Annotated in this window: 22 protein-coding genes; 7 read left to right on the plus strand and 15 right to left on the minus strand. The window is 70.0% G+C overall.

Annotated features, from left to right (window positions below; genetic code table 11):
• Positions 1-74: 74 nt before the first annotated feature.
• The 3 genes from BJ991_RS14655 to BJ991_RS14665 form a co-directional block, all read right to left on the minus strand.
• Positions 75-887: an LmeA family phospholipid-binding protein gene (locus BJ991_RS14655; protein WP_179491173.1), complete on the minus strand. Its 813-nt coding sequence runs from the start codon at positions 885-887 to the stop codon at positions 75-77.
• Positions 888-916: 29 nt separating this feature from the next.
• Entirely contained in the window at positions 917-2,581 is a 1,665-nt protein-coding gene (argS, locus tag BJ991_RS14660; RefSeq protein ID WP_179491175.1) for an arginine--tRNA ligase, read from the minus strand.
• Positions 2,582-2,823: 242 nt separating this feature from the next.
• Positions 2,824-3,669, minus strand: a complete 846-nt coding sequence (locus tag BJ991_RS14665; RefSeq protein ID WP_179491177.1) for a transglutaminase domain-containing protein — start codon at positions 3,667-3,669, stop codon at positions 2,824-2,826.
• 103 nt (positions 3,670-3,772) lie between these two features.
• Between BJ991_RS14665 and BJ991_RS14670 the strand changes: the two genes are divergently transcribed.
• From BJ991_RS14670 to BJ991_RS14690, 5 genes are all read left to right on the plus strand, one after another.
• The gene (locus BJ991_RS14670) at positions 3,773-4,648 is read left to right on the plus strand and encodes an SGNH/GDSL hydrolase family protein (protein ID WP_246301109.1); all 876 of its coding nucleotides are present in this window, start codon (positions 3,773-3,775) and stop codon (positions 4,646-4,648) included.
• A gap of 110 nt (positions 4,649-4,758) precedes the next feature.
• Positions 4,759-5,286, plus strand: a complete 528-nt coding sequence (locus BJ991_RS14675) for a DUF1269 domain-containing protein (protein WP_179491179.1) — start codon at positions 4,759-4,761, stop codon at positions 5,284-5,286.
• Between the two features lie 102 nt (positions 5,287-5,388).
• Complete coding sequence (locus BJ991_RS14680) at positions 5,389-5,769, plus strand: SHOCT domain-containing protein (protein ID WP_179491181.1); 381 nt, start codon at positions 5,389-5,391, stop codon at positions 5,767-5,769.
• A 15-nt stretch (positions 5,770-5,784) separates the two neighbouring features.
• Positions 5,785-6,213, plus strand: coding sequence for a DUF6325 family protein (locus tag BJ991_RS14685; RefSeq protein ID WP_179491184.1), 429 nt, complete (start codon positions 5,785-5,787; stop codon positions 6,211-6,213).
• A 3-nt stretch (positions 6,214-6,216) separates the two neighbouring features.
• Positions 6,217-6,576: an SHOCT domain-containing protein gene (locus tag BJ991_RS14690; protein ID WP_179491186.1), complete on the plus strand. Its 360-nt coding sequence runs from the start codon at positions 6,217-6,219 to the stop codon at positions 6,574-6,576.
• 6 nt (positions 6,577-6,582) lie between these two features.
• On the opposite strand, the gene BJ991_RS14695 is transcribed toward BJ991_RS14690, so the two are convergent.
• Both BJ991_RS14695 and BJ991_RS14700 read right to left on the minus strand, forming a co-directional pair.
• Positions 6,583-7,752 carry an AI-2E family transporter gene (locus BJ991_RS14695; RefSeq protein ID WP_179491188.1) on the minus strand — a complete coding sequence of 390 codons (1,170 nt, stop codon included), beginning with the start codon at positions 7,750-7,752 and terminating at the stop codon, positions 6,583-6,585.
• The gene (locus BJ991_RS14700) at positions 7,749-8,159 is read right to left on the minus strand and encodes a DUF7144 family membrane protein (RefSeq protein WP_179491190.1); all 411 of its coding nucleotides are present in this window, start codon (positions 8,157-8,159) and stop codon (positions 7,749-7,751) included. The genes BJ991_RS14695 and BJ991_RS14700 overlap by 4 nt, the downstream gene beginning before the upstream one ends.
• 229 nt (positions 8,160-8,388) lie before the next feature.
• Here BJ991_RS14700 and BJ991_RS14705 point away from each other — a divergent pair, with 229 nt between their 5' ends.
• Positions 8,389-8,628: a hypothetical protein gene (locus tag BJ991_RS14705; protein WP_179491192.1), complete on the plus strand. Its 240-nt coding sequence runs from the start codon at positions 8,389-8,391 to the stop codon at positions 8,626-8,628.
• On the opposite strand, the gene BJ991_RS14710 is transcribed toward BJ991_RS14705, so the two are convergent.
• The 7 genes from BJ991_RS14710 to gadC form a co-directional block, all read right to left on the minus strand.
• Positions 8,619-9,344 (minus strand): potassium channel family protein, encoded by a 726-nt coding sequence (locus tag BJ991_RS14710; protein ID WP_179491195.1) that lies wholly within the window; start codon positions 9,342-9,344, stop codon positions 8,619-8,621. The two genes, BJ991_RS14705 and BJ991_RS14710, sit on opposite strands and share 10 nt — an antisense overlap.
• A gap of 22 nt (positions 9,345-9,366) precedes the next feature.
• Complete coding sequence (locus tag BJ991_RS14715) at positions 9,367-11,907, minus strand: winged helix-turn-helix domain-containing protein (protein WP_179491197.1); 2,541 nt, start codon at positions 11,905-11,907, stop codon at positions 9,367-9,369.
• Positions 11,908-12,029: 122 nt separating this feature from the next.
• A complete protein-coding gene (locus tag BJ991_RS14720; RefSeq protein ID WP_179491199.1) occupies positions 12,030-13,085 on the minus strand; it encodes a DUF998 domain-containing protein in 1,056 nt (351 codons plus the stop codon).
• Between the two features lie 174 nt (positions 13,086-13,259).
• Positions 13,260-14,843: an MFS transporter gene (locus BJ991_RS14725; protein ID WP_179491201.1), complete on the minus strand. Its 1,584-nt coding sequence runs from the start codon at positions 14,841-14,843 to the stop codon at positions 13,260-13,262.
• Entirely contained in the window at positions 14,833-16,209 is a 1,377-nt protein-coding gene (locus BJ991_RS14730; RefSeq protein ID WP_179491203.1) for a M20/M25/M40 family metallo-hydrolase, read from the minus strand. The genes BJ991_RS14725 and BJ991_RS14730 overlap by 11 nt, the downstream gene beginning before the upstream one ends.
• Entirely contained in the window at positions 16,206-16,655 is a 450-nt protein-coding gene (locus BJ991_RS14735; protein WP_179491205.1) for a hypothetical protein, read from the minus strand. The genes BJ991_RS14730 and BJ991_RS14735 overlap by 4 nt, the downstream gene beginning before the upstream one ends.
• Entirely contained in the window at positions 16,652-18,115 is a 1,464-nt protein-coding gene (gadC, locus tag BJ991_RS14740) for a glutamate/gamma-aminobutyrate antiporter GadC (protein ID WP_179491207.1), read from the minus strand. Before gadC ends, BJ991_RS14735 begins: the two co-directional genes overlap by 4 nt.
• Before the next feature lie 326 nt (positions 18,116-18,441).
• On the opposite strand from gadC, the gene BJ991_RS14745 reads away from it, so the two are divergent.
• Entirely contained in the window at positions 18,442-19,908 is a 1,467-nt protein-coding gene (locus tag BJ991_RS14745; protein WP_343048784.1) for an MFS transporter, read from the plus strand.
• Between the two features lie 150 nt (positions 19,909-20,058).
• On the opposite strand, the gene BJ991_RS14750 is transcribed toward BJ991_RS14745, so the two are convergent.
• The 3 genes from BJ991_RS14750 to BJ991_RS14760 all read right to left on the minus strand — a co-directional run bounded on the left by BJ991_RS14750 (position 20,059) and on the right by BJ991_RS14760 (position 23,375).
• Entirely contained in the window at positions 20,059-21,237 is a 1,179-nt protein-coding gene (locus tag BJ991_RS14750; RefSeq protein WP_179492846.1) for an acyl-CoA dehydrogenase family protein, read from the minus strand.
• A 14-nt stretch (positions 21,238-21,251) separates the two neighbouring features.
• On the minus strand, positions 21,252-22,415 hold the full coding sequence (locus BJ991_RS14755; protein ID WP_179491209.1) for a CaiB/BaiF CoA transferase family protein: 1,164 nt from the start codon (positions 22,413-22,415) through the stop codon (positions 21,252-21,254).
• A 72-nt stretch (positions 22,416-22,487) separates the two neighbouring features.
• The gene (locus BJ991_RS14760; protein WP_179491210.1) at positions 22,488-23,375 is read right to left on the minus strand and encodes a LysR family transcriptional regulator; all 888 of its coding nucleotides are present in this window, start codon (positions 23,373-23,375) and stop codon (positions 22,488-22,490) included.
• Positions 23,376-23,385: the final 10 nt, after the last annotated feature.

The raw sequence follows: 23,385 nt of genomic DNA on the forward strand, positions 1-23,385 counted from the left end.
ATGCTTGAAGTCTAGTCTCACCCGTATGCCGCTCCCCGCCTGCGCCCCTCGCGTGTGACGGCGGATGACTCGCATCACGAGCACGTGCCCGGAGACTGGAGAGCCGTGTCGCGCACGATCCCTGGGGCGATGTCGAACCCCGCGACGAGCGTCGCGCCGTCGACTCCGACCTCGCTCAGGGTGACCCCCGCCGGGAGGCGGTCGGCGACGCACACGTGCCAGTCCCGCAGCAGGACGTCCGCGAGCACGCCGAACTGGTCGCGCAGCCGGTCGGCCGAGACCGCCGATCCTGCGATCTCGAACTCCGCCGGGCTTAGCACGAGCTGCGCCTGCTCCGCCGACGGGGTGAGCGCGACGCCGACCGGGAACGTGCCCCCGAACAGCGACAGCTCGGTCGCGACCGTGACGTTCGGCGCCGCGAGGCCGATCGAGTCGGCCGGGAACCCCTGCACGCCGCTCATGAGCGTCTGCAGCTGCTGTTCGTCGAGGGTGACGGTGGCCGTGGCATCCGTCAGATCTCCGTCGCCGCGCACGGGCACGCCGTGCGCCTCGACGAGGATGTCGCCCGAGAACGACCGGAACACGACGTCCTCCCCCGAGATCGTGAGGCTGTCGAAGGTCCCGGACGCGAGCTGCGGCAGCATGAGCCCCGGCACCTCGACCTCGGCGTTCGAGGCGTCGATGCCGGTGCGCGTCGTGATCTGGTCGCGGATCGTCTTGGCGACGAGGTCGCGGACGATCGCCTCGGCGACGAAGAACGCGGCGACAGCAAGGCCGATGACCACGAGGATCGTGACGATCCACGGCCACACGCGCCGCTTCCGCCGCAGGTCGTGCACGGGCGAGCCGGGCAGGGGAAGCGTCGGATGCTCGTCCGGCGTCGTCACGATGCCCCTCTCTCTGCGGCGGAGGCCGCTTACATCCGCTCGGGCGCGCTCACGCCGAGGAGGTCGAGGCCGTTGCGCAGCACCTGCCCGGTCGCGTCGTTGAGCCACAGGCGCGTGCGGTGGACGTCCGCCACGGGCTCGTCGCCGAGCGGGATCACGCGGCAGTTGTCATACCAGCGGTGGTAGAGGCCGGCGAGCTCCTCGAGGTAGCGCGCGACGCGGTGCGGCTCCCGCACCTCCGCCGCGAACGCGACGACGCGCGGGAACTCCTGGAGGGCGCCGAGGAGCGCCGACTCCGTCTCGTGCTGGAGGAGCTCGGGCGCGAACGACGAGCGATCGACACCGGATGCCGCGGCGTTGCGCGCCACGTTGTGGGTGCGCGCATGCGCGTACTGCACGTAGAACACGGGGTTGTCGTTCGTGCGCTTCTGGAGCAGGTCGAGGTCGATGTCGAGGTTCGAGTCGGCCGAGCTGCGCGTGAGGGCGTAGCGCGCGGCGTCCACGCCCACGATCTCGACGAGGTCTTCGAGCGTGACGATCGTGCCCGCCCGCTTGGACATGCGGACCGGCTGGCCGTCCTTCACCAGGTTGACGAGCTGGCCGATGAGGATCTGGAGGTTGACGTTCGGCTCGTCTCCGAACGCGGCGCACATCGCCATCATGCGGCGCACGTAGCCATGGTGGTCGGCGCCCAGCATGATGATGCAGCGGTTGAAGCCGCGCTCGCGCTTGTCGAGGTAGTAGGCGAGATCGCCCGAGAAGTAGGCGGGCACGCCGTTCGAGCGGATGATCACGCGGTCGCGGTCGTCGCCGAACTCGGTGCTGCGCAACCAGAGCGCGCCGTCCTCTTCGAAGATGTGGCCGAGCTCGCGCAGTCGGTCGACCGCGTGCTGAACCGCGCCCGACGTGTGCAGGTCGTTCTCGTGGAAGTACACGTCGAAGTCGACGCCGAACTCGTGCAGGCTCTTCTTGATCTCGGTGAACATGAAGCCGACGCCGAGTTCGCGGAAGGCCTCCTGCTTCGCGTCGGGGTCGAGCGCGTCGAGGTCTCCCTCGTAGGCGAGCGCGACGCGGCGCGCGATGTCGCCGATGTAGCCCCCGCCGTAGCCGTCCTCCGGAGTCGGGCGACCCTCGTGAGCTGCGACGAGGCTCTTCGCGAACCGGTCGATCTGAGCGCCGTGGTCGTTGAAGTAGTACTCGCGCGTGACGCTCGCGCCCTGCGATGCGAGGATGCGCGCGAGCGAGTCGCCCACGGCCGCCCAGCGCGTCCCGCCCAGGTGGATCGGACCCGTGGGGTTCGCCGACACGAACTCGAGGTTGATGACCTGATCGGCCAGCACGGCCGAGGTGCCGTACGCCCCGCCGGCGTCGACGATCGTCTTCGCGAGCGCGCCGGCAGCCGCCGCCTCGAGCCGGATGTTGATGAAGCCGGGACCGGCGACCTCGACGGATGCCACGCCCGGCACGCTCTCGAGGGCGACGGCGATCTCGGACGCGAACTCGCGCGGGTTCGCTCCGACCGTCTTCGCGAGCTTGAGGGCCGCGTTGGAGGCCCAGTCGCCGTGGTCGCGGTTCTTCGGACGCTCGAGGGGAAGATCGGATGCCGTCAGCCCTTCTGCCGATCCCGGACGTCGCGCCTCGGCGGCGGGGCGGATGACGTCGAGCAGGGCGGCGGAGAGGGCTGCGGGATCCATAGCCCGTCAAGTCTAGTTCGCGGGCGGTGTACGCCCTGTCCGGGCGCTGTGAGCCGCGTTCCCTCGTCGACGCCCTCGAACGTCACGTCCACCGCTTCGTCGCGACTCGTGCCGTCTGCGTCGGGATCGGTCAGCGCGCCACAGATCGTCGATCGGCGTCTCGTACCGCCGGACCAGCGTCACGGACTGCTGCTCGTCGTCGCCCGTCAGAGCACGGATGAAGGGATCGGCGAGGACTGATGTCAGGAGATCTGGACCAGCTCCAGATGGTCGTCGGCCGCGGGGTCCTCCTCGGGCAGGGAGAGCGGCTCGAATCCGTCGAGCGGCGGCTCGTCGGGCACGACCCACGCGTTCACGCGCAGGCGCTTCAGGCCGACGTAGCCTCCGTGGTAACTGAGGAACGCGCTGTCGGCCGCGTCACGCCCCGTCGCGATGCGCACGAGCGACCGGCGGTTCGCGAGCCGCGTCGCGTCGATCACGTACCACGCGCCGTCGTGGTACGCCTCGGCGACCGCGTGGAAGTCCATCGGCCGAAGCCCCGGCGCGTAGCACGCGGAGTAGCGCGCGGGCATGTCCATCGCGCGCAGCAGCGCGATCACGACGTGCGCGTAGTCGCGGCAGACGCCCTGCCCCGTCATCAGCGTCGTCACGGCGCTGTCGGTGCCCTTGCTGAGGCCGGGCGTGTAGGTCGTGCTGCTGGAGACGAACTCAGACACGGCGGCGATGAGGTCGTGACCGTGCAGGCCCTTGAACTGGCGGCGCGCCTGCTGGAACACCTCGTCGGACTGGCAGTAGCGGCTCGGGCGCAGGTAGGTGATGGCCTCGAGGTCGCTCGTGCGGCTCGTCGCGGCCTGCCCTTCGACGGTCGCCTCGTACCGCACCTCGATGCGCCCGGCCTCGCCCGTGAGGCGGTGCAGGCGACTGCCCGACTGGTCGACGATCTCGGTCGGCGTATAGACGCGATCGCCCTGCGTGAACGTCAGAGACTCGCTCACCATCGGCACCTGCTGGGCGGCGGTGATCTGGAAGATGAGGTCGACGGACGACCCCAGTTCGAGGTCGAGTTCGGCGGTCACGAGGCGTTGCACCGGAGTATCCTCGCACGCCCCGCCGAGCCTCTCGTGCGGGTGTGCACAACGTATCCGAAGAGGCGATTCCGGGGCATCCGCGATCGTGACGTACCCTCGCTTCATGACGTCGCCGATGCCGACCCGAGCGCGGACGCCGCTGTGGGCCCTCGTGGCTCTCGCGGTCGCGCTCGCGCTCGTCATCGCGGTCGCCGCATGGCGACCGTGGGCGGCTCCGGCGACACCCGTCGCCGAGGGCGATGCCGCGGCTCCCCCGGCGATGCTCGCACCCGCGCCGCTCGCTCTGCCGGAGCATCCGAGGGTCCTCGTGTTCGGCGACTCGTGGGTGTACGGCTCGGCCGCTTCCGTGCCGGCGCTCGGGTTCGCGTACGCGATCGGCGAGCGCCTCGGCTGGGATGTCGTCGTCGACGGCGTGCGCGGCAGCGGGTATTTGAAGCCGGGCATCGACGGTCCGTCGTATCCGGATCGCATCGCCGCGCTCGATCCGGGCCTCGACCCCGACCTCGTGATCATCGAGGGCTCGATCAACGACCGCAAGAAGCCCGCCGCCGGGTATCGCGGCGCCGTGACCGGGGCATGGGACGCTCTCGCCGCCCTCTACCCCGAGGCCGCGTTCGTCGTGCTGGGGCCCGCGCCGCAGGTGCTGCCCGTCGAGAAGGCGACCGCGCGGATCGACAAAGACCTCGCCGAGCTCGCCGGCGCGCGCGGCTGGTGGTACATCTCCCCGCTGCAGGAAGCGTGGATCGCCCCCGACAACTACCTCGATGTGATCGACACGAGCCCGGTGGGCAACAACCACCCGTCCGACGCGGGCCACGGGTACCTCGCCGAGCGGCTCGAGCAGGCGATCGCGTCGATGACGGGCGTGACGGATGCCGCGGCCGACGTCCCTGCGGAGGAGCTCGACGTCACGCAGACCGTCGAGGGCGACCAGGTCGTCGAGAACATCGACGGCATCGCGCCCGACGAAGAACGCTAGCCACGCCACGTCTCACCCGAATCGGGTGAACGTCTCGCGCGTCTCGACGGCGAGAATGAGCCCGACGGGGACCGGGCGGCCGGTCGTCGCGTGGTTCGAAGGGGATCTCGATGAGCACACACAACCTTGCGCTGGTCGTCGGCTCGTACGCCGACACCGACTCGGCGTCCGAGGACTACCGGTCGCTGCGAAGCGGCCAGGATGCCGGAGGCTACGAGATCATCGGCGCCGTGGTGCTGGTGCGCGGCCGCGATGGAAAGGTCCAGGTCAAGGAGCACGGCGACAAGTCGGTCGGTCATGGCGCGGCCTGGGGTGCGGGCGCCGGCGTCGTGGTCGGTCTGTTCGCACCGCCGCTGCTGGCTGCGACAGCGGTCGGCGCCGGCATTGGCGCGATCCTCGGGAAGATCAAGAAGAACAAGGAAGAGAAGCAGTTCGGCGTCGACGTGGACGAGTACCTCGCGCCGGGCACGTCTGCCGTGGTCGCCGTCGCGGACGAGAGATGGGCGGCCCGGGTCGAGGAGGCGCTGCTGCGATCCGACAAGCGAGTCAGCAAGCCGATCGACTCGGACGACTTCACGAGGCTGCGGAAGGCGATCGAGGAGTCGGCCGACGACGTGGTGGAGCAGCTCAACGCCTGACGCGGACAGTCTCACCCGTGCGGGGTGACGCCGCGGCATCCGTCCTCTCTTAGCGTGCTTGCAGGACGGACGGCCGGTCCGTCATCGACGATTGGCGGGGAAATGGATCTGTGGAGCTGGATCGCGTGGTTCTTCTGGGTGTTCGTGTTCGTCGCCTACCTCATGGTGCTGTTCTCGATCCTGACCGACATCTTCCGGGACCACACGCTCAACGGCTGGCTCAAGGCCGTGTGGATCATCTTCCTGGTCTTCGTGCCGTTCCTGACGGCGCTCGTCTACTTGATCGCTCGGGGATCGAGCATGCAGGAGCGGTCCATGGCGCAGGCGCGCCAGCTGCGGCAGCACCAGGACGAGTACATCCGAGAGACCGCCGGCGCGCCGAGCGCGGTCGATGACATCGCCAAGGCCAAGGCGCTCCTCGACCAAGGCACGATCTCGCAGGCCGAGTTCGACGCGCTCAAGGCGCGAGCGCTCGCGGTGTGAGACGCGGTGGTCGTCATGACGCGCTTCGACTACGGTCCGCTCGACTTCTACGCGATCGCCTTCGACGGTGACACCCCCGGGCCGGGAGTCCTGAAGGCGATCGATGACCTCGTGGCATCCGGAACCGTCAACCTTTGCGATCTGGTCTTCGCCAGGCGGACGGCGGACGGCGAGCTCACGGTGATGGAGCTCTCCGACACGGCGGATGCCGGAGGCGTGCCCGCCCTCGATCTCGCGGGTCTCGCGGGCATGGAGGACATCGAGCTGCTCACCGAGCAGATCCCGCCCGGCCGGTCCGCGGCGATCCTGGTCGTGGAGCTGCTGTGGGCCAAGGCCTTCGCGGCGGCGCTGTACGACGCCGGCGGCATGGTCATCGCCCGCCACGGGATCCCGGCGCCGATCGTGAACGGATTCCTCGCCGAGCACGACACCGAGGAGGGATGACGCATGCTTCGCAGAGTCGGACGACCGGGTCTCATCGGAATGGCTGCCCGCACTGCGGTCGTCGCCGGAACCGCGACCGCAGTGTCGGGCAGCGTCCAGCGCCATCAGCAGGAGAAGCAGTACCAGGCCTACGAGGCGCAGCAGGCTGCGGCCGCGCAGCAGCAGGCCGCGATGGATGCCGCCGCCGCCCAGGCGGTGGCTCGTGCGCAGCAGGCTGCACCACCGCCCCCTCCGGCTGCGGCTCCCGCGGGCGCGGGCGGCGTCGACCTCGTCGCGGAACTGCAGAAGCTCGCGCAGCTGCAGCAAGCGGGGGTGCTGACCGCCGACGAGTTCGCGGCGGCGAAGGCGCGACTGCTCTCCTGACGCCCGTCAGACTTTGAGGTCCTGCTTCGGCACGACGAGCTCGTGGATGATCAGCAGGAGCGACGCCATGACCGGCAGCGCGAGCAGCACGCCGAGCACGCCCATGAGCGTCCCCCCGACGAGCGCGCCGATGAGGACGAGCGCGGCAGGGATCGAGACGGCCCGGTTCATCACTCTCGGGCTGATGACGTACGACTCGAGCTGGATGTAGACGAGGTACGCCACCGCGAAGATGAGCGCCTGGAGCGGGCTCGAGAAGAGGGCGACGATCGAGCCGAGCACGAGGAAGATCACCGATCCGAAGAGCGGCACGAGCGTGATGACGAACGCGACCGCGGCCATGAGCGCAGGGAACGGCAGCCCGATGAGCAGGTGGAGCACGAAGACGGTCGCGGCGTTGAACGCCGAAAGGGTGACGGAGCCGAGCAGTGCGCTTCCCACGGACGCCGTGATCCGCTCGGTCATGTCGCGCAGCGTCGGGCGGTTCCGCGCGGGCGCCAGCGAGTAGAGCGCGCCCTTCATCGCCCCGAGCGATGCGAGGAAGTACAGCGTGAGCGCCACGACGATGAAGCTGGCCGTGACGAACCCCACGAGCCCGACGACGGCGGCGAGGACCCCTCCCCCGAGCATCGCGAGCGTCTGCGGCGCGGACACGATGGCTCGCAGCTGCTCGGCGGCGGTCAGGAGAGCGGCCTGCACGTCGGGAGCGAGTCCCGTGAACCACTCCGAGCCGCGGAGGTCGGCAAGCGCCTCGGGGATGTACGCGACGAACTCGCCGACCTGCGCGACGACCGGGGGAAGCACGAACACGAGGAGGGCGACGACGAGCAGGCAGAAGACGCCGAACACGATGCCGATGGCGGCGCCGCGCGGGATGCGACGGCGCTCCAGCATCCGCACGATCGGATCGAGTCCGAGGGCGAGGAACAGCGCCAGCGCGATGTAGGCGAGGATCGTCGAGATCGACCCGAGCGCGCTGCCCAGGACGAGCGCCCCGAGCACCCCGAGCGCAGCCGCGAACCCGATGATGACGGGCCGCTCCATCGCCGCCAGGACGGCCAGGCGGCGACGGAGCGGTGCGGCCGTGGATGGCGATACCCGGACGCCCGGCGCCTCCCCGACGGCGTCGGGCGGGTCCGGGGTCTCCGGTGCCTCGGCTCGAGGCGGGAGCGTCATACGCTGTCCGCCACCCTCATCTCGCGTCCGTGGACGATGATCGCGTAGATCACGAGGATGTCGAGCGCGAGCACGATGAGCGACCACCACGGCTGAACCGGCAGGAGTGCGAGCTGCCCGAGCGCGTTGAGCGCGACGAGGATGACGCCGACGACCCGCGCCCACGTCGCACCCGTCATGAGGAAGATGCCCACGAGCACCAGGAGCACACCGGAGATGACGTGCCACCATCCCCATCCTGAGACGTCGAGCAGGAACAGGTCTCCGGTCGCCGCGAGGAAGTAGGCACTGTCGGGGCCTATGATCGCGATCAGTCCGTAGATGATGTCGAAGAAGCCGGCGACCAGCATGATGACGCCCGCGAACACCACCCATCCGGTCCAGCGCGTCAGCGTCGTATCCGTCATGACTGCTCCCTCCGTCGACGCGATCCGGGGCTCGGATCGTCGCGACAGACGCTACGCAGGCGGGGCCCGCGGGGACTCACCCCCGCGGGGTGATTGTCGTCGCGTGCCGTCGGTGCCGGGCATCCGGAGTGCGAATCATCCAGGCGGGGTGATGGAGTCCGCTTCGCGGGCGGACACGCTGGTACCAGCACACGCGCCGACGGGAGATGCGAGCATGCACGCTCAGGTGATGGAACTGATCGTCCGCGGCCGCCTGAGCCCTGAGCTGATACTCACGCTCGACGGCTTCGACGTCATGACCGACGAGCGGGGGTTCACCCGGATCACCGGGCCGGTCGCGGACCAGTCCCGGCTGCTCGGCGTGCTCGAGCTCTTCGACGGACTCCACATCGAGGTGGTCTCCGTCAATCCCGTGGAGTCGGCTCCCGCCTCGGGCGACGACGGAGGGCCTCCCGACGCTCAGCCGTGAGACGCACCCGGCCCCTGCGGGTCGCCCGGCCCGGCCAGGCCGTCGATCCGTGCCAGGATCGCCCGCGCCTGCCCGCGCGTCGCGGGCTCCTCGTCGTCATGGCCGCGCGACGCCCGCTCCAGGATCCACGATGCCAGGGTCGCCGTGATTATGCCCGACAGGATGATGCCGCCGAACATCAGCCCGACGGCCACCGCACGGCCCGCCATCGTCACCGGCACGTAGTCACCGAAGCCGGTCGTCGTCACGGTGACGCACGACCACCACAGGGCGACGCCGAAGTCGACGATATTGGCGCCCGGAGCGTGCCGCTCGGCCTCGAGCACCGAGAGCGACGCGAGGTAGACGAGCACGACGACGACCCCGCCGCCGTACACGGCGATCCCCGTGCGCAGCGCCGCGCCGCGCGTGCGCCGAAGTCCCGGGAGCTGGGTCACGCGATCGAGCAGCAGCACGAGCCGCAGCACGGGCAGGAGAGCGAAGGCGAGTGCGCCCGGGTGTTTGCGGAACCACCGCCAGCGATCCTCGGCGAGCGTGAGCCGCACGACGTAGTCGACGATGAAGAAGATCCACGTGACCGCGACGAGGACCAGCGCGACGGTGCGCGGCGGCCCGACGAGGTCGGCGATCACGAGCCACGAGTATGCCGCGAGGTACACGAGCGATGCGATGGACAGGGGCAGGGTCATCCGGCTCACCCAGGTCGGCTCGTCCATGGTTCCCTCCGTCGCCGAGACGTCACATGACCGGGCCAGAGTCCCCCGCCGGGATGAGCCCGAGCTCCCGGGCCCGCTCCACGGCCGCGTCCCGGTTCTGTGCGCCGAGCTTGCGATAGATGTGCCCGAGATGCGTCTTGATCGTGTTCGTCGAGACGTAGCAGCGTGCGGCGATTCCCGGGATGGTCAGTCTGCTGGGGAGGTAGGCCAGCAGTTCGAGCTCGCGGGTCGTGAGGTGTTCGACGAGGTGCTGGCGGGGAGGCGCAGCAGCCGCCCGTGCCGCACTCACGACGGCGCTGCGGAAGCCGTTGCCCACGCCGGGCAGCTCGTCGACGAGGTCCGCGACGGCTGCACCCGCTCTGACGAACGGCTGGACGAGCCATTCGGGCTCGGCCAGCCGGAGCGCCGTCGTGAGGTGCGCCCTCGACTCCGGGTTCCGCTTCTCGGCGGCGCACAGCCACCCTTCGAGGATCTCGTGCTCGACCTCGGGCAGCGGCGCGTCCGGCTCCGGCCTCGGTGCGAGCTCCGTCATGCGCGCGCGGGCATGGCTGACACGGCCGAGCGCCAGCAGCGCCGCGACCTCCTCGAACGCGATGTACGACCACGATGCCGGGTGGCTCGGCGGCGGCAGCGGTGCTCCTCGCGAGCGCGCCTGCCTCATCTCGAACGCGAGCAGCGCGTCGCGCACGAACGCAGGTCGAGGCCCCTCCGGCTCTTCGACGCCCGGCAGCCCGCCCTCCGGGTACGCCGCGTGCGCGATGAGCCACGCGATCCACAGCAGCTGCGTGCGCTGGTTCGAGAGAGCGCGCGCGGCGCCTTCGTGCAGCGCGAGCGCTCCGGTGGCGGGCTCGCCCCGCTGCACCGCGACGAGCGCACGGGCGAGGTAGGCCTCGGCGGGCGCCGGATGCACGAGAAGGTCGTCCTCGGTCGCGAGCGACAGCGCGTCTTCGGCGTGTCCGGACGCGGCCACGAGGCATCCGGACAGCGCCTCGGCCATCGCGAGCGAACCGAGAGTGTGCACGCGGTACGGCCGGTACGCGGTGCCCACAGCCCGCAGCGCGGCCTCGAAGATACGACGGGCTCCGTGGACGTCGCCGAGGAGAAGTCGCGCGCGACCGAGCGAGACCTGACTCACGGTGAGCAGCACGGTGCGGGACGTGAGGCCGAGAAGGTTCGGACGAGGGGCATCCGGATGCCGCGTGATCTCGCTCACCGCGGCCTGCGCGACCGGCACGAAGAGCTCCGTCTCGGGGTGGAACTGCACGCACGCGGCCAGGTATGCGAGTGCGACCTGGCGCTGACCCGGCGTCAGCTCGCCATCGGCGAGGAGGGTGCGGAAGCGGTCGACCGCGTGCATCGCGCGACCGCTCATGCCCTCGGCCATCGCCAGGAGGATCGCGGCGTCGGGACGCTCGGCGAGGTTCCTGTCGGGGACTTCGCGGAGCCATCGCACGACGGTGCCCATGCGATGCGACTCGTAGTAGCACCTTCCGAGGTCCAGTACGAGGTCCAGCACGCGATCCCAGTCGTGGGCGCGGATCGCGTACTCGATCGCGCTCTCCTCGTCGCCCGACTCCGACAGCCGACGCGATGCGACGCCGAGCAGTTCGGGTTCGGCATCGCGATCGTGGGCGCGCAACCGCAGCAGGAGGAGATCCCGGAAGAGACGGTGGAATCTGTGCCAGCCAACGCGTTCCGGCACGGGCACGACGAACAGCGAGTCCCGTTCGAGCCCGGCGAGCAGCTTCTCGCCGTCGAGGCCCGTGACGACGCCGGCGAGGTTCGCGTCGAAGTCGTCGAGCACCGAGAGCTGGACAATGGCCGTACGCCGTCGGGGCGAGAGCCCATCCAGCACCTCTTCGCCGAGATAGTCGGTGATGAGCCGATCGGTCTCGGACATCGTCTCGACGACAAGGTCGGGATCGGCCGCGAACCTCATCGACAGCGCGGTGAGCTGGACACCGACCGCCCAGCCTTCGGTGCGCGCGGTGATCTTCGCCGCGACCTCTTCCGAGACCGCTGTGCCGGTGATCGCCGAGATGACGCGCGAGGTGGTCGCGTCGTCGAACGCGAGCTCGCGCTGGCGGATCTCGACGAGATCGTGGTGCACGCGGTGACGGCTCCAGCCGAGCTGCAGATCGGTACGCGACGCGAAGATCACGTGCACGCCGTTCGGAAGCATGTCGACCAGTCGCCACAGGTCGGTCAGCACCGGAGTGCCGCCGATGCGGTCGAGGTCGTCGAAGATGAGCACGACGGGGTCGATCTCCTTCAAGCCGGCCGCGAGATCCTCCAGATACTGATCACCCAGTCTGCGTGCCGCGGTGGAGACGGCAGCGAGCGGCGGGCGGAACTCCGCCGACGCCTCCGCGAGCGCCGCGAGCACCTTCCGCGACAGCGCGAGGGGGTCCGCGTCGCCCGGGGCGATGTCCACCCACGCCACCGGCAGCCCCGGGTGCGACGCCACCCATTGCGCGAGGAGAACCGACTTTCCGGCGCCGGCGGGTGCGACGATCAGCGACAGCGGCGAGCCCGCCCCCGCATCGAGCTGCGCTCGCAACACAGGACGATCCACGGCGTGCGCCGGTATACGGCGCGCCTCCCGCCCGATCATGCCGTGCTCCGCTCGGTCGGCTCCCCTCAGCGAATGGTCCCACACCGGAGGTCGAGCCGACACGACCAAGGTCACGGCGTGTCCGCTTCGAGAGCTGCCGTGTTGCGGATGAACAGGATCACCCACGTGAACACGAGAACCCCGCCGATGAGCTCGACGGCGGTGAGCGTGTAGTAGCCGATCCCGTAGAAGACCCCGAAGAGGATCATGAGGGCGAGGAAGAGCCAGCCGAGGACGATGAAAGGTCGTGGCAGCCCGGGCATCCAGCGCGGAAGCCGCGTGACGAGCACTCCGAATGCGACGACCATCCCGATCGAGACGCCGACATGGATCACGAAGAAGACGTCCACGGGGAAGGCGCCGACGAGGGCGAGGAAGATCCCCAGCACGACCAGGCACGTCCGCACGCTCAGCAGACCCGGCGCATCCGTTCCCGTGGGCTTCGTGGCGGACCGCGCGAGCGACGTGACGAGGAAGCCCGACACGATGAGGGTCAGGTTGAACGCGCGCGCCGACACGTTCGTCGTGACCCCGAGCGCACTGAGGTTGTCCTTCCACCAGTCCGGGTCACTCGTGCTGAGCATTGCCGCGAGCACGCCCAGCACGAAGAACGCGGCGAACAGCAACGCGAGCCGCCGCGAGTCCATTGCGATCGCCGAGGAGAACGAGACGTACGCCGTGACCGCCGTCGCCACCCCGGCTAGGGCGATGACCGCCAGCGGGAAGACCACGGCCCCGAGGAACGCCTCGGCGAGGATCGCCGCGAGCAGCGTCCAGCCCAGCAGCGCGACGATCGCGTGGGCGATGGCGAGCGCCGCGATGTCGAGGTGGTCGAGGAGCCGGAGGCGCTCACCGGCGCGCGCGGACACGAGGTATCGGGCGGCTGCCACGCACGGGAGCGCGACGAGCGCGGACGCCAGGGCGGCGAACTGACCGATCGAGTCGGGTCCCGCGATCGGCGCCGAGGCGAACCGGAAGGCGATCAGCGCCGCAGTCGCTCCCACGACGAAAGCGACGGCACCTGCCAGGAGGGCGAGCGACTCCAGATCGCGGGCGCCCACGCGGTCGGTCCAGCGGATGCCGCGCCCGGCGTCGCGCGTGAGGGCGACGTCCGGCTGCCTGCTCATCGCCGACGCCCCGTCGCCGCCGAGGAGACCTCTGCGAATCCCGCCATCCCGACTCCCTCGCGTACCTCGGTCGCTGGGCGCGGCCGACGCGGGGCCCACCCGGTGAAGGTCAGTCCACCCAGCCCGATCGGGTGCCGCATCATCCGACTCGGGTGACTTCGCGCCCCGCCGAAGTCACCCGAGAAGCATCCCCTCCGCTCCCTCCGAAGCGCGCGGGTCCGGCAGGCGCCGCATCCGCAATCCGTTCACGATGCCGATGCCCGCCGAGAGGATCGGCACGAGGAGCGCGATCTGCAGCGCGAGGGGCCGCGCCTGGGTGTTGATGCGGATGATCTCCTCCGCAGCCTCGGGCGCCGCGTCCTCCAGCAGCTCGGTCAGAGCGGTGTTGGAGACGAGCTGCGCATCGTCTTCGAGCACGGCCGCGACACGCTGCTGCTCCTGTGCCGTGAGCACCTCCGACTGCGCGGCGAGGGATGTGAACGACGCCGACAGCATCGCGAGCATGATCGCGCCCGCGAACGCGAGCCCGAACGACAGGCCGAACGACCCGGCCGCGGAGTTGACGCCCGCCGCCTCGCTCACGCGCTCGTCGGAGACGGGCGAGAGCGTGTAGTTGTTGAGCTGCGACACGAGCAGTCCGAGACCCGATCCCGCGATGACGAGCGGCACGGTGAGGAACCAGCCGGAGGTCGCGATGGGGATGATCGGCTCGAGGATCACGAGCCCGGCCGCCGCGAGCACGAAGCCGACGAGGATGAGGTTGGCAGGTCGGCCCTTCGCGCGACGCCCCGCCACGATGGCGACGGCGAACATGCTGAGCGACAAGGGCGCGATCGACAGGCCCGCGAGAAGGGCGTTGTACTCGAGGACCATCTGCAGGTAGAGGGGAAGCACGATCATCGTGCCCCCGAGTGCGATCTGCTGCAGGAGCTGCCCGGTCACGCCCCTCCGGAAGAGCTTGGACCGGAACAGGTCGGGGTCCAGCAGCACGGGCTTGCCCGCGCGGTGGCGGCTCCGCAGCCACATGGCGAGGCCGCCGAGCGCGACGACGCCGAGCCCGATGATGAGCCCCACGTAGCCTCCCCCCTCCTGCCACACGAGGACCCCGAGCACGACGCCGCCCATGCCGATGACCGAGAGCGCCGCCCCCACGAGGTCGATCGAGCGGTCACCCGTGTACGGCACATCGCGCACGAGCGGGAGTCCGATCAAGACGACCGCGATGATGACCGCCTCCAGCAGGAATCCGACGCGCCACGAGAGGAAGGTCGTGATGACGCCTCCGAGCAGCGGTCCGACCGCGGCGGCGATCGCGGCCGCCGCGCCCACGAGCGCGTAGACACGCTTCTGGTGGTCGCCCGCGAAGTTCCCGTGGATGAGCGACTGCATCGCCGGCAGCAGCAGCGACGCGCCGATCCCGCCGATGAGCGCCCAGAACACGATGATCGCCGTGAGGCCCTGCGCGAGCGTCATTGCGATGGCGCCGATCGCGTACCCGACCAGACCGAACGCGTACGCCCGCTTGCGGCCGATGAGGTCGCCGACCTTGCCGCCGATGAGGATGAACGCCGCCGACACGAGCGCCTCGAGCGCGATCGCGCCCTGTACACCGCTCGCGGTCGTGTCGAGGTCGCGGACGACCGCCGAGATCGACACATTCATGATCGACGTGTCCACCACGAGCACGAACATCGCCATGGCGAGCAGGATCGCCAGGCGACGGTTCAGCTTCGCCGGCGCGACGGCGTCACCGGTCATCAGCGGGGCCCGTCATGCCGCCGCCGCGTCCATACGCGCGCAGGAAGAGCGCCTCGGCCACCGCGAGGTTCTCGATCTCGCTCGGATCGACGCTCTCGTTCGGCGCGTGGATGAGCGCGAGCGGCTCTTCCACGCCCATGAGGATGATCTCGGCATCCGGATAGGCGTCGGCGAACACGTTGCACAGCGGAATCGACCCGCCCTGGCCGAGCATCGACGGCTGCACGCCGTACGCGGACCGCATCGCGTCCGCGAGGGCACGATAGGCGGGGCCGTCGGTGGGGGCTCGGAACGGCTCCCCCACGGCCTCCGTCTCGATCTCGACCCGCACGTGCCAAGGCGCATGGGCCTCGAGGTGCGCCCGCAGGGCGTTGAGGGCATCCGTCGCCCGCGTCCCGGGCGGCACCCGAAGGTTCAGCCTCGCCGCCGCCCGAGGCGTGATCGCCGCGGTCGATCCCACGACCGGCGGGCAGTCGATGCCGAGCACGGTGAGCGCCGGCCGCGCCCACAGCACGTCGGCCACGGCGGCGTCTCCCAGCAGGTCCACGCCATCGAGCACGCCCGCATCGCTGCGGAACTGCTCTGTGTCATACGGCTCGCCGGGCCAGGTCTGGGCACGCTCCAGCCCGTCGACTGTGGTATTCCCGCCGGCGTCGCGCAAGGACGCGAGAAGCGCGACGAGCGCGGCCAGCGCATCGGGCGCCGGGCCGCCGAACATCCCGGAATGCACCTCGGACGCGAGCGTCTCGACCCGGACGACGACGTTGGCGAATCCGCGAAGCGACACTGTCGTCGCTGGACGCCCGACCGCCGCGTTACCGGTGTCGCACACGAGGATCGCGTCGGCACGCAGGACGTCGCGGTTCGCCTCGACGTAGCGCTCGAGACCCCCTGTCCCCTGCTCCTCGCTCCCCTCCACCACGAGCTTCAGGTTCACGGGAATGTCGTCGCCCAACGCGCGGAGCGCGAGGAGGTGCATGACGATGTTCCCCTTGCAGTCCGCCGCGCCGCGGCCGGCCCAGCGCCCGCCCATGTCCGTGAGCTCGAACGGGGGTGTGCGCCACGCGGACTCCTCGAGCGGTGGCTGCACGTCGTAGTGCGCATACAGCAGGACGGTCGGGGCATCCGGATGCGCCGCCGGGCGCTGCCCGATGACCGCGTCGCTCCCGTCCGGCGTCCGCTCGAGCCGTGCGTCTGCGAAGCCGAGCTCGGCGAACCGGGAACGGACCCACTCTGCGGCTTTCGCGCACTCCTCGGGAGGGGACTGGCGAGGGTCGGCGACGGATCGCAGCGCGACGAGCTCGGCGAGCTCGCCACGCGCCGCCGACATCATCGATCGGACGCGGTCGCGGATGTCTTCGCTCACCGTCCCGTGCTCTCCACGGTGTTGAGGCTGTCGACGAAGTCCTGGAACTCTTCGGCCTCCTCGGGACAGTATGTCTGGATGATGAGGAGCTGCCCCTGCAGGAGCCGCGACTCGACGAGGATGGGGCGCTGACCCGGGCCACCGGCACCGTTGGACAGTCCGGCCAGCAGAGTCGCCCGCGAGAGTGCGGCATTGGGATCGGCGCACACAGCACCGCCGTCGTCGCCGAGCACTCGCGCGACCTGCTCCGCCGTGAACGGGGTGGAGATCCCGGCATCCGCGAACGAGTCGAGCAGCTCCTGCGCCTTGTCCACATCGCGCGCCTGCTGCCGCGCGCCGACGAATGTCACTGTCGCGATCACGGCGAGCGCGACAAGCACGACGATCGCGACGATCGAGATGATCGATCGCTCTCGCGGATGCTGCGTCTCCTGGTGCGTGCTCATGATTCACTCACCTCTCCGTCCACGGGCTGCTTCCACGAGGGCCTGCGGAAGCGATAGAAGAGGAAGGGCACGAGCAGCCCGAGCCCGAGCGCGCCGCCTCCGACGATCAGCAGGTAGACCCACGGGCTGCCCCCGCCGAACTGCGACGGCGGGATGAAGCCCACCAGCAGCGCCGCGAGCGACGCGGCGAAGCCGACGCCGCACAGCGCGACGAGGATCGGGGCGCGGTAGCCACGAGGGTGGTCCGGATGCCGCCGCCGCAGCTGCACTGCGGCGATGAACATCAGGAGGTACATGATCAGGTAGACCTGCGTCGTGATCACCGAGAAGATCCAGTACGCGCTCGAGACGTTCGGGATGAGCGCGTAGCCGAGAGCGATGATCGACGTGACGATGCCCTGAGTGACGAGCAGGTTCTGCTGCACGCCGTTCTTGTTGAGCTTCTGCAGGAACGGCGGCAGGTAGCCCTCTTCGCGCGAGATGAGGAGAAGACCCTTCGACGGCCCCGCGAGCCACGTGAGCATGCCGCCGAGCGAGGCCGCGACGAGCATGATGCCGACGATCGGGGTCAGCCACGCGATGTCGAAGGTCGAGAACACCGCCTCGAAGGCCTGCATGATCCCCGCGGTCAGCGAGATCTGCTCAGCCGGGACGATCCAGCTGATCGCGAGCGCCGGCAGGATGAAGATCAGCAGCACAAGCCCCATGGCGAGGAAGATCGCCTTCGGGTAGTCCTTGCCGGGGTTCTTCAGCGACGACACGTGCACGGCGTTCATCTCCATGCCGCTGTAGGAGAGGAAGTTGTTCACGATGAGCACGAGGCTCGCGAGCCCTGCCCACTGGGGCAGGAGGTTCTCGGCCGTCATCGGCGCGGCCGACTCGTTCCCCTGCCCGAGGAAGAGCGCCCCGAGGAAGACCAGCACGGCACCCGGGATCAGCGTGCCGAGGATGAGACCCCAGCTCGCAAGACCCGCGACGCCTTTCGTGCCGCGCGACGACACGAAGACTCCGGCCCAGTAGCAGACCATGATCACGAGCGCCGTCCACACGCCGTTCGAAGCGAGTGCCGGGTTGATCACATAGGCGAGAGTCGATGCGACGAACCCCAGCAGGGTCGGGTAATAGAAGATCGTCATCGCGAACTGGCACCAGATGGCGAGGAATCCCATCGGCTTCGAGATGCCCTCCGAGACCCACTTGTAGACGCCGCCCTTCCATCCGGACGCGAGCTCGGCGGCTACCAGTGAGGTGGGCAGGAGGAAGACGACCGCCGGCACCAGATACAGGAACACCGCCGCGAGGCCGTAGACGGCCATCGTCGGGGCTGGTCGCAGGCTGGCGACGGAGCTCGTCGTCATGAGCGCGAGTGCGATCCACGAGATCCAGACGGGTTTGGGGACCGCCGCAGCACGCGAGCGGATCGATTCGGGCCGCGACCCCGCGGCGTCTGTGGCGCTCATGACCGGTGACCTTCCCCAGAGACGGATCGCATCATGGCCTTTCCCCTCTCGCCGGCGGCCCCCTTGTACGGGTCGCTGATCGATCACGGTCGATTCCTGGGAAAAGTACGTCCCGAGTGAGGCCCCGGCATCACCCGCGGCGGGTGACTGCTCGCGCCTCATCCGTGGAATCACCCGACTTGTATGACGCGCCGACGGATGCCCCAGCCCACGATCGTCGCGTGGACACACGCCGCACGAAGGGGTGGTGACCGGCCATGGCCTCAGCGCCCGAAGGCGGCGACGCGCGCGCGACCGCTGCGGGCCGGGGCTCTCGCGGAGCACTGGTGGCGACGTGCTTGTCGACGCTGGTGGTCAACGCCAACACCTCTGCCGTGAGCATCCTGCTCCCGGCCATCAGCGAGGACACCGGAACCTCTGTGGACACCCTTCAGTGGGCCGTCACCGGCTACTCGCTCATGGGTGCCGCGGTCATCGTCACGTCCGGATCGCTGGGCGACGTGTTCGGGCGCAAGAAGGTGTTCCAGCTCGGCCTGCTCCTGTTCGTCGCCTCCTGCGTGTTCATCGCCCTCTCCACCACAGGGCTCGCGGTGATCGTCGGCCGGATCATCCAGGGCGCGGCGGGCGCCACGATCCTCGCGTGCGGGCTCAGCATCCTCACCGTCGCGAACGAGGGCCGCGAGCAGCTTCGCGCCGTGTCGCTGTGGGGCGCAGCCGCGGCCATCGGCGCGGCCGCCGGACCGCTTGTGGGTGGTGTCCTCGTGGACTTCACGGGCTGGCAGGGTCTCTTCTGGATCGACGCCGTGGTCGCCGTGGTCTGCATGGTGATCAGCTACTTCGCGATTCAGGAGTCGCGCGACGAAGGACGGTCTCGCTCGATCGACTATCTGGGCACTGTGCTCGTGGCTCTGACGCTGAGCCCGATCGTCCTGGCGACCGCCCAGGGGCCGCAGTGGGGATGGGTCTCGATCCCCACGCTCGTCTGCGTCGTCGTCTCAGTCGCCAGCGGCTTCGCGTTCGTCTTCACCGAGAAGCGCGTCGCCGTGCCGCTCCTCGACCTCGCTCTGCTGCGCAACGTCGTGCTTGTCGCCTCGACCGCCGCCATCCTCATCGGCGCGGGAACGATCAACGGGCTCATGTATCTGCTGAGCCTGTACTTCCAGAACCCCGACGCGCTCGGCATGACCCCGTTCCAGGCCGGACTCGCGATGCTCCCCGCAACGGTGGGGCTCGTCGTCGTGGCACCGCTCGTGCCGCGCTTCGCCGCGAAGATCGGCGGGCGGAAGGTCGTCGCGCTGGGCTTCCTGATCACTGCGATCGGATTCGCCGTCGTCGGATTCGTGCAGCCGTCGTGGCTCTACCTCTCGTTCGTCCTGCCGCTGATCGCGATCGCGGTCGGCATGGGATTGTCGAACGGCCCCGCGTCAGCGGCCGCCACGGCCTCCGTCTCGCAGGAACAGGTCGGCGCCGCATCCGGCGTCTCGAACATGGCGCGCTACGTGGGCGCCGCCGTCGCCACCGCACTGGCCGCCACGATCTACTCGTCGGTCATCACGGCGCGGACCGATGCGGGCGTCGACATGTCCGGAGCCCTCGCATCGGGACTCGCCGCCGCATCGTGGGTGATGGCCGGACTCAGCCTCGCGGGCGTGCTTATGGCCTTCCTGTTGAGGAAGCACCGGATGCCGCGCGGAACGCTCGCGGATGCCGCCGCGGCTGCCGCCGCCCACACCCACACTCTGCCGACCACGGCATCGGGCGCGGGCGAGGGCGCCGAGCTTCCGCGACGCTGACGGGTGGGTTCGCGCCGACGGACTCGCCTCCGACCGTCACGGTCGCGGACCCCGGTGCGGACGCGACGGCGGCCCTCCCGAACGGCCCCACGCAGAAAGGCGCCGGCCCCGCGGTCCGAGGACCGCGGGGCCGGAGCCGTACCGTGCCGATCAGCGGAAGGCCGACTCCCCCGTCAGCAGCTGACCGAGCACGAGCGTGTGCATCTCGACGGTGCCCTCGTACGTGAGCACGGACTCGAGGTTGTTCTGGTGACGGATCACCGGGTACTCGAGCGAGATGCCGTTCGCGCCGAGGATCGTGCGTGCGGTGCGGGTGATCTCGAGCGCCTCGCGCACGTTGTTGAGCTTGCCGATGCTCACCTGCTCCGGACGCAGCCGGCTGGCGTCCTTGCGGCGCCCGAGGTGCACCGCGAGGAGGTATCCCTTGATGTACTCGAGCGACATGTCGGCGAGCTTCTGCTGCGTGAGCTGGAACGCTGCGATCGGCCGACCGAACTGGATGCGGTCGATCGCGTAGCGGCGGGCGACCTCGAGGCTCGAGCGCGCGGCGCCGAGCGCGCCCCACACGATGCCGTAGCGGGCCTCGTTGAGGCACGCGAGCGGACCCTTGAGTCCACGCGCCTCGGGGAGCATCGCGGATGCGGGCAGCCGCACGCCGTCGAGCACGAGCTCGCCGGTCGCCGACGCGCGCAGAGACATCTTGTGCTTGATCTCGGGAGCCGAGAATCCGGGGGTGTCGGTCGGGACGACGAATCCGCGGATGCCCTCCGCAGTGCCCGCCCACACGACGGCGATGTCGGCGTAGGGCGCGTTCGAGATCCACATCTTGCGCCCGTCGAGGACCCAGTCGTCGCCGTCGCGACGTGCGACGGTCTTCATGCTGCCGGGGTCGGAGCCGACGTCGGGCTCGGTGAGGCCGAAGCATCCGATCGCTACTCCTGCCGCCATGCGGGGCAGCCACTCCTGCTTCTGCTCCTCGGAGCCCCAGTGCCAGATCGCGAACATCGCGAGCGAGCCCTGGACCGACACGAGCGACCGCAGGCCCGAGTCGGTGGCCTCGAGCTCGAGACACGCCAAGCCGTATTCCGTGGCGGACATGCCGGCGCATCCGTAGCCTTCGAGGTGCATGCCGAGCACGCCGAGGTCGCCGAGCTCCTTCGTGAGCTCGCGGATGTTCGGGATCTCGCCCGCTTCGAACCACTCCGCGATGTAGGGCTCGGCGACGCGGTCGAGAGCCTGGCGGACCGCGTCGCGGACGGCCTTCTCGTCCGCGGTCAGCAGGCTGTCCAGGCCCGCCGGATCCGTCGGCTCCGGCGCCGGCAGACTCATCGGATCGATGTGGGTCACGGTGTTTCCTCCTCTTGCAGCCAGCGACGGATCTCTTCGCTGTGTTGGCCCAGCCGGGGCGGGGCGACATATTCGGTGATCGGGGTGTCGGAGAACGAGATGGGGTTGCGCACCTGCGCGGGCCGCCCCTCCCCGACGTAGACGAGGGGTTCGAGCCCCAAGCGGTCGGCGAGGCGGAAGCCGTCCGCCACGGTGCCGACCTTGCCGACGGGCACGCCGACGGCAGACAGGCGTTCGACCCAGACATCCGCCGGTTCGCGCGTGAGCCGCGCCGACAGGGCGGCGATGAGCTCGGCGCGGCGGTGGACGCGTGCGGAGTTCGTCGCGAAGCGCTCGTCGTCGGCGAGCGTCTCGTCGCCGACGACCGCGGCGAGGCGGCGGAACTGACCGTCGTTGCCGCACGCGATCGCGATATCGCCGTCCGCGCTCGGGAGGAGCTCGTAAGGGGCGATCGACGGATGCGTGTTGCCGGCGCGCCCCGGAGCGACGCCGGTCGTGAGGTACGACGACGCCTGGTTGACGAGCGATCCGAGCAGGCTCGAGAGCAGGTTGGCCTCGACCCGCTGCCCGCGGCCCGTCCCGCGCCGAGCGTGGAGGGCCGCGAGGATGCCGATCGTCGCGTCCTTCGCGGTCAGGACGTCGACCAGCGCGACGCCCACCTTCACGGGGCGTCCGCCGTCGGCATCCGAGTCTCCGGTGATCGACATGAGCCCGCCGACCGCCTGGACGAGGAAGTCGTAGCCCGGAAGATCCGCGCCCGCTCCCCCGCCGAAGCCCGAGATCGAGCAGTACACGACTCCGGGGTTCTCCTCGCGCACCTGCTCGTAGCCGAGCCCTCGCTTCTCGAGCGCGCCCGAGCGAAAGTTCTCGAGCACGACGTCGGCGCGGCGGGCGAGCTCACGGGCGAGCTCGCGGTCGTCGGGGTCGTCGAGGTCGAGCGTGACCGACTGCTTGTTTCGGTTGGCGCTCTCGAAGTAGGAGGCGCTGTTGTCGGTCCACGGGGGGCCCCACGCGCGGGTGTCGTCGCCCGCCTCCGGGCGCTCGACCTTGATCACGCGCGCGCCGAGGTCGGCGAGCGTCGCGGCCGCGAGCGGACCGGCGAGCACGCGACTGAAATCGGCGACCAGGATGCCGGCGAGCGGTGCGTGGGGAGAGGCCATGCAATCCAGTGTCACGGCGCAGAGCCATGATCGGAAGTATCAATAACGGCACCCGACGATACCCTGCGGGTATCACTCGTTGAGCGAAGCCGCGAGCGCGATGAGTTTCGCCAGCGCGGGGTTCGGATCGGCCCTGCGCCACGCGAGCCGCACCTCGACCGGGCCGAGGCTCGGCCGCACGGGCCGGAACACGACGTCGTGCACCGGGATGCTCTCGCTCACGCCCGAGAAGGTGAGCGCGAGTCCCGCGCCCGCGTCGACCATGAGCAGCTGAGTCGCCGAGTCGACGGCCGTCTCGACGATCCGCGGCACGAACCCCCCGCGCGTGCCGAGCAGGTGCAGCCGGTTCGAGAGCGTCGCGCCCGTTCCGCCCGGGAGCACGACCCACGGCTCGTCGGCGAGGGGCTCGGGCGCCAGCTCGGCCGAGGTCGCGAGCGGATGCCCCGCCGGCAGCGCCACGAGCAGCTCCTCCTCCGCAAGGATGCACGACTCGACCTCCGGCGGGAGGCGGTCCCAGCGTCCGAGGATCGCATCCAGCCCCCCCGCCAGCAGCCGCTCGAGCCCCGGCTCGGACAGCTGTGAACCACGCAGGTCGAGCGTGAGCTCGGGAGCGTCGCGACGGACCTTGCCGACGAGCGCACCGACGACGGCATTCACGGATGCCCCGGAGAACCCGAGGCTCACCCGGCCGGACTCGCCCCGCTGCATCCGTCGCACGATCTCGGTGATGCGCTCCGACTGCATCACGAGGGATCGCGCAGGCTCGACGAGCGCCTCGCCCACCGGTGTGAGCGTGACCCGGCGGGGCCCGCGTTCGAACAGCGTCGCCCCGAGCTCCTGCTCGATCGAGCGGATCATGCGGCTGAGCGGCGGCTGCGCGATGTGCAGCCGCCGCGCGGCGCGCCCGAAGTGCAGCTCCTCCGCCACGGCGAGGAACGCCCGGGCCTTGTGCACGTCCATCAGGGGAAGC

Origin of the sequence: Microbacterium immunditiarum, assembly GCF_013409785.1 — a bacterium.
GTDB lineage: Bacteria > Actinomycetota > Actinomycetes > Actinomycetales > Microbacteriaceae > Microbacterium > Microbacterium immunditiarum.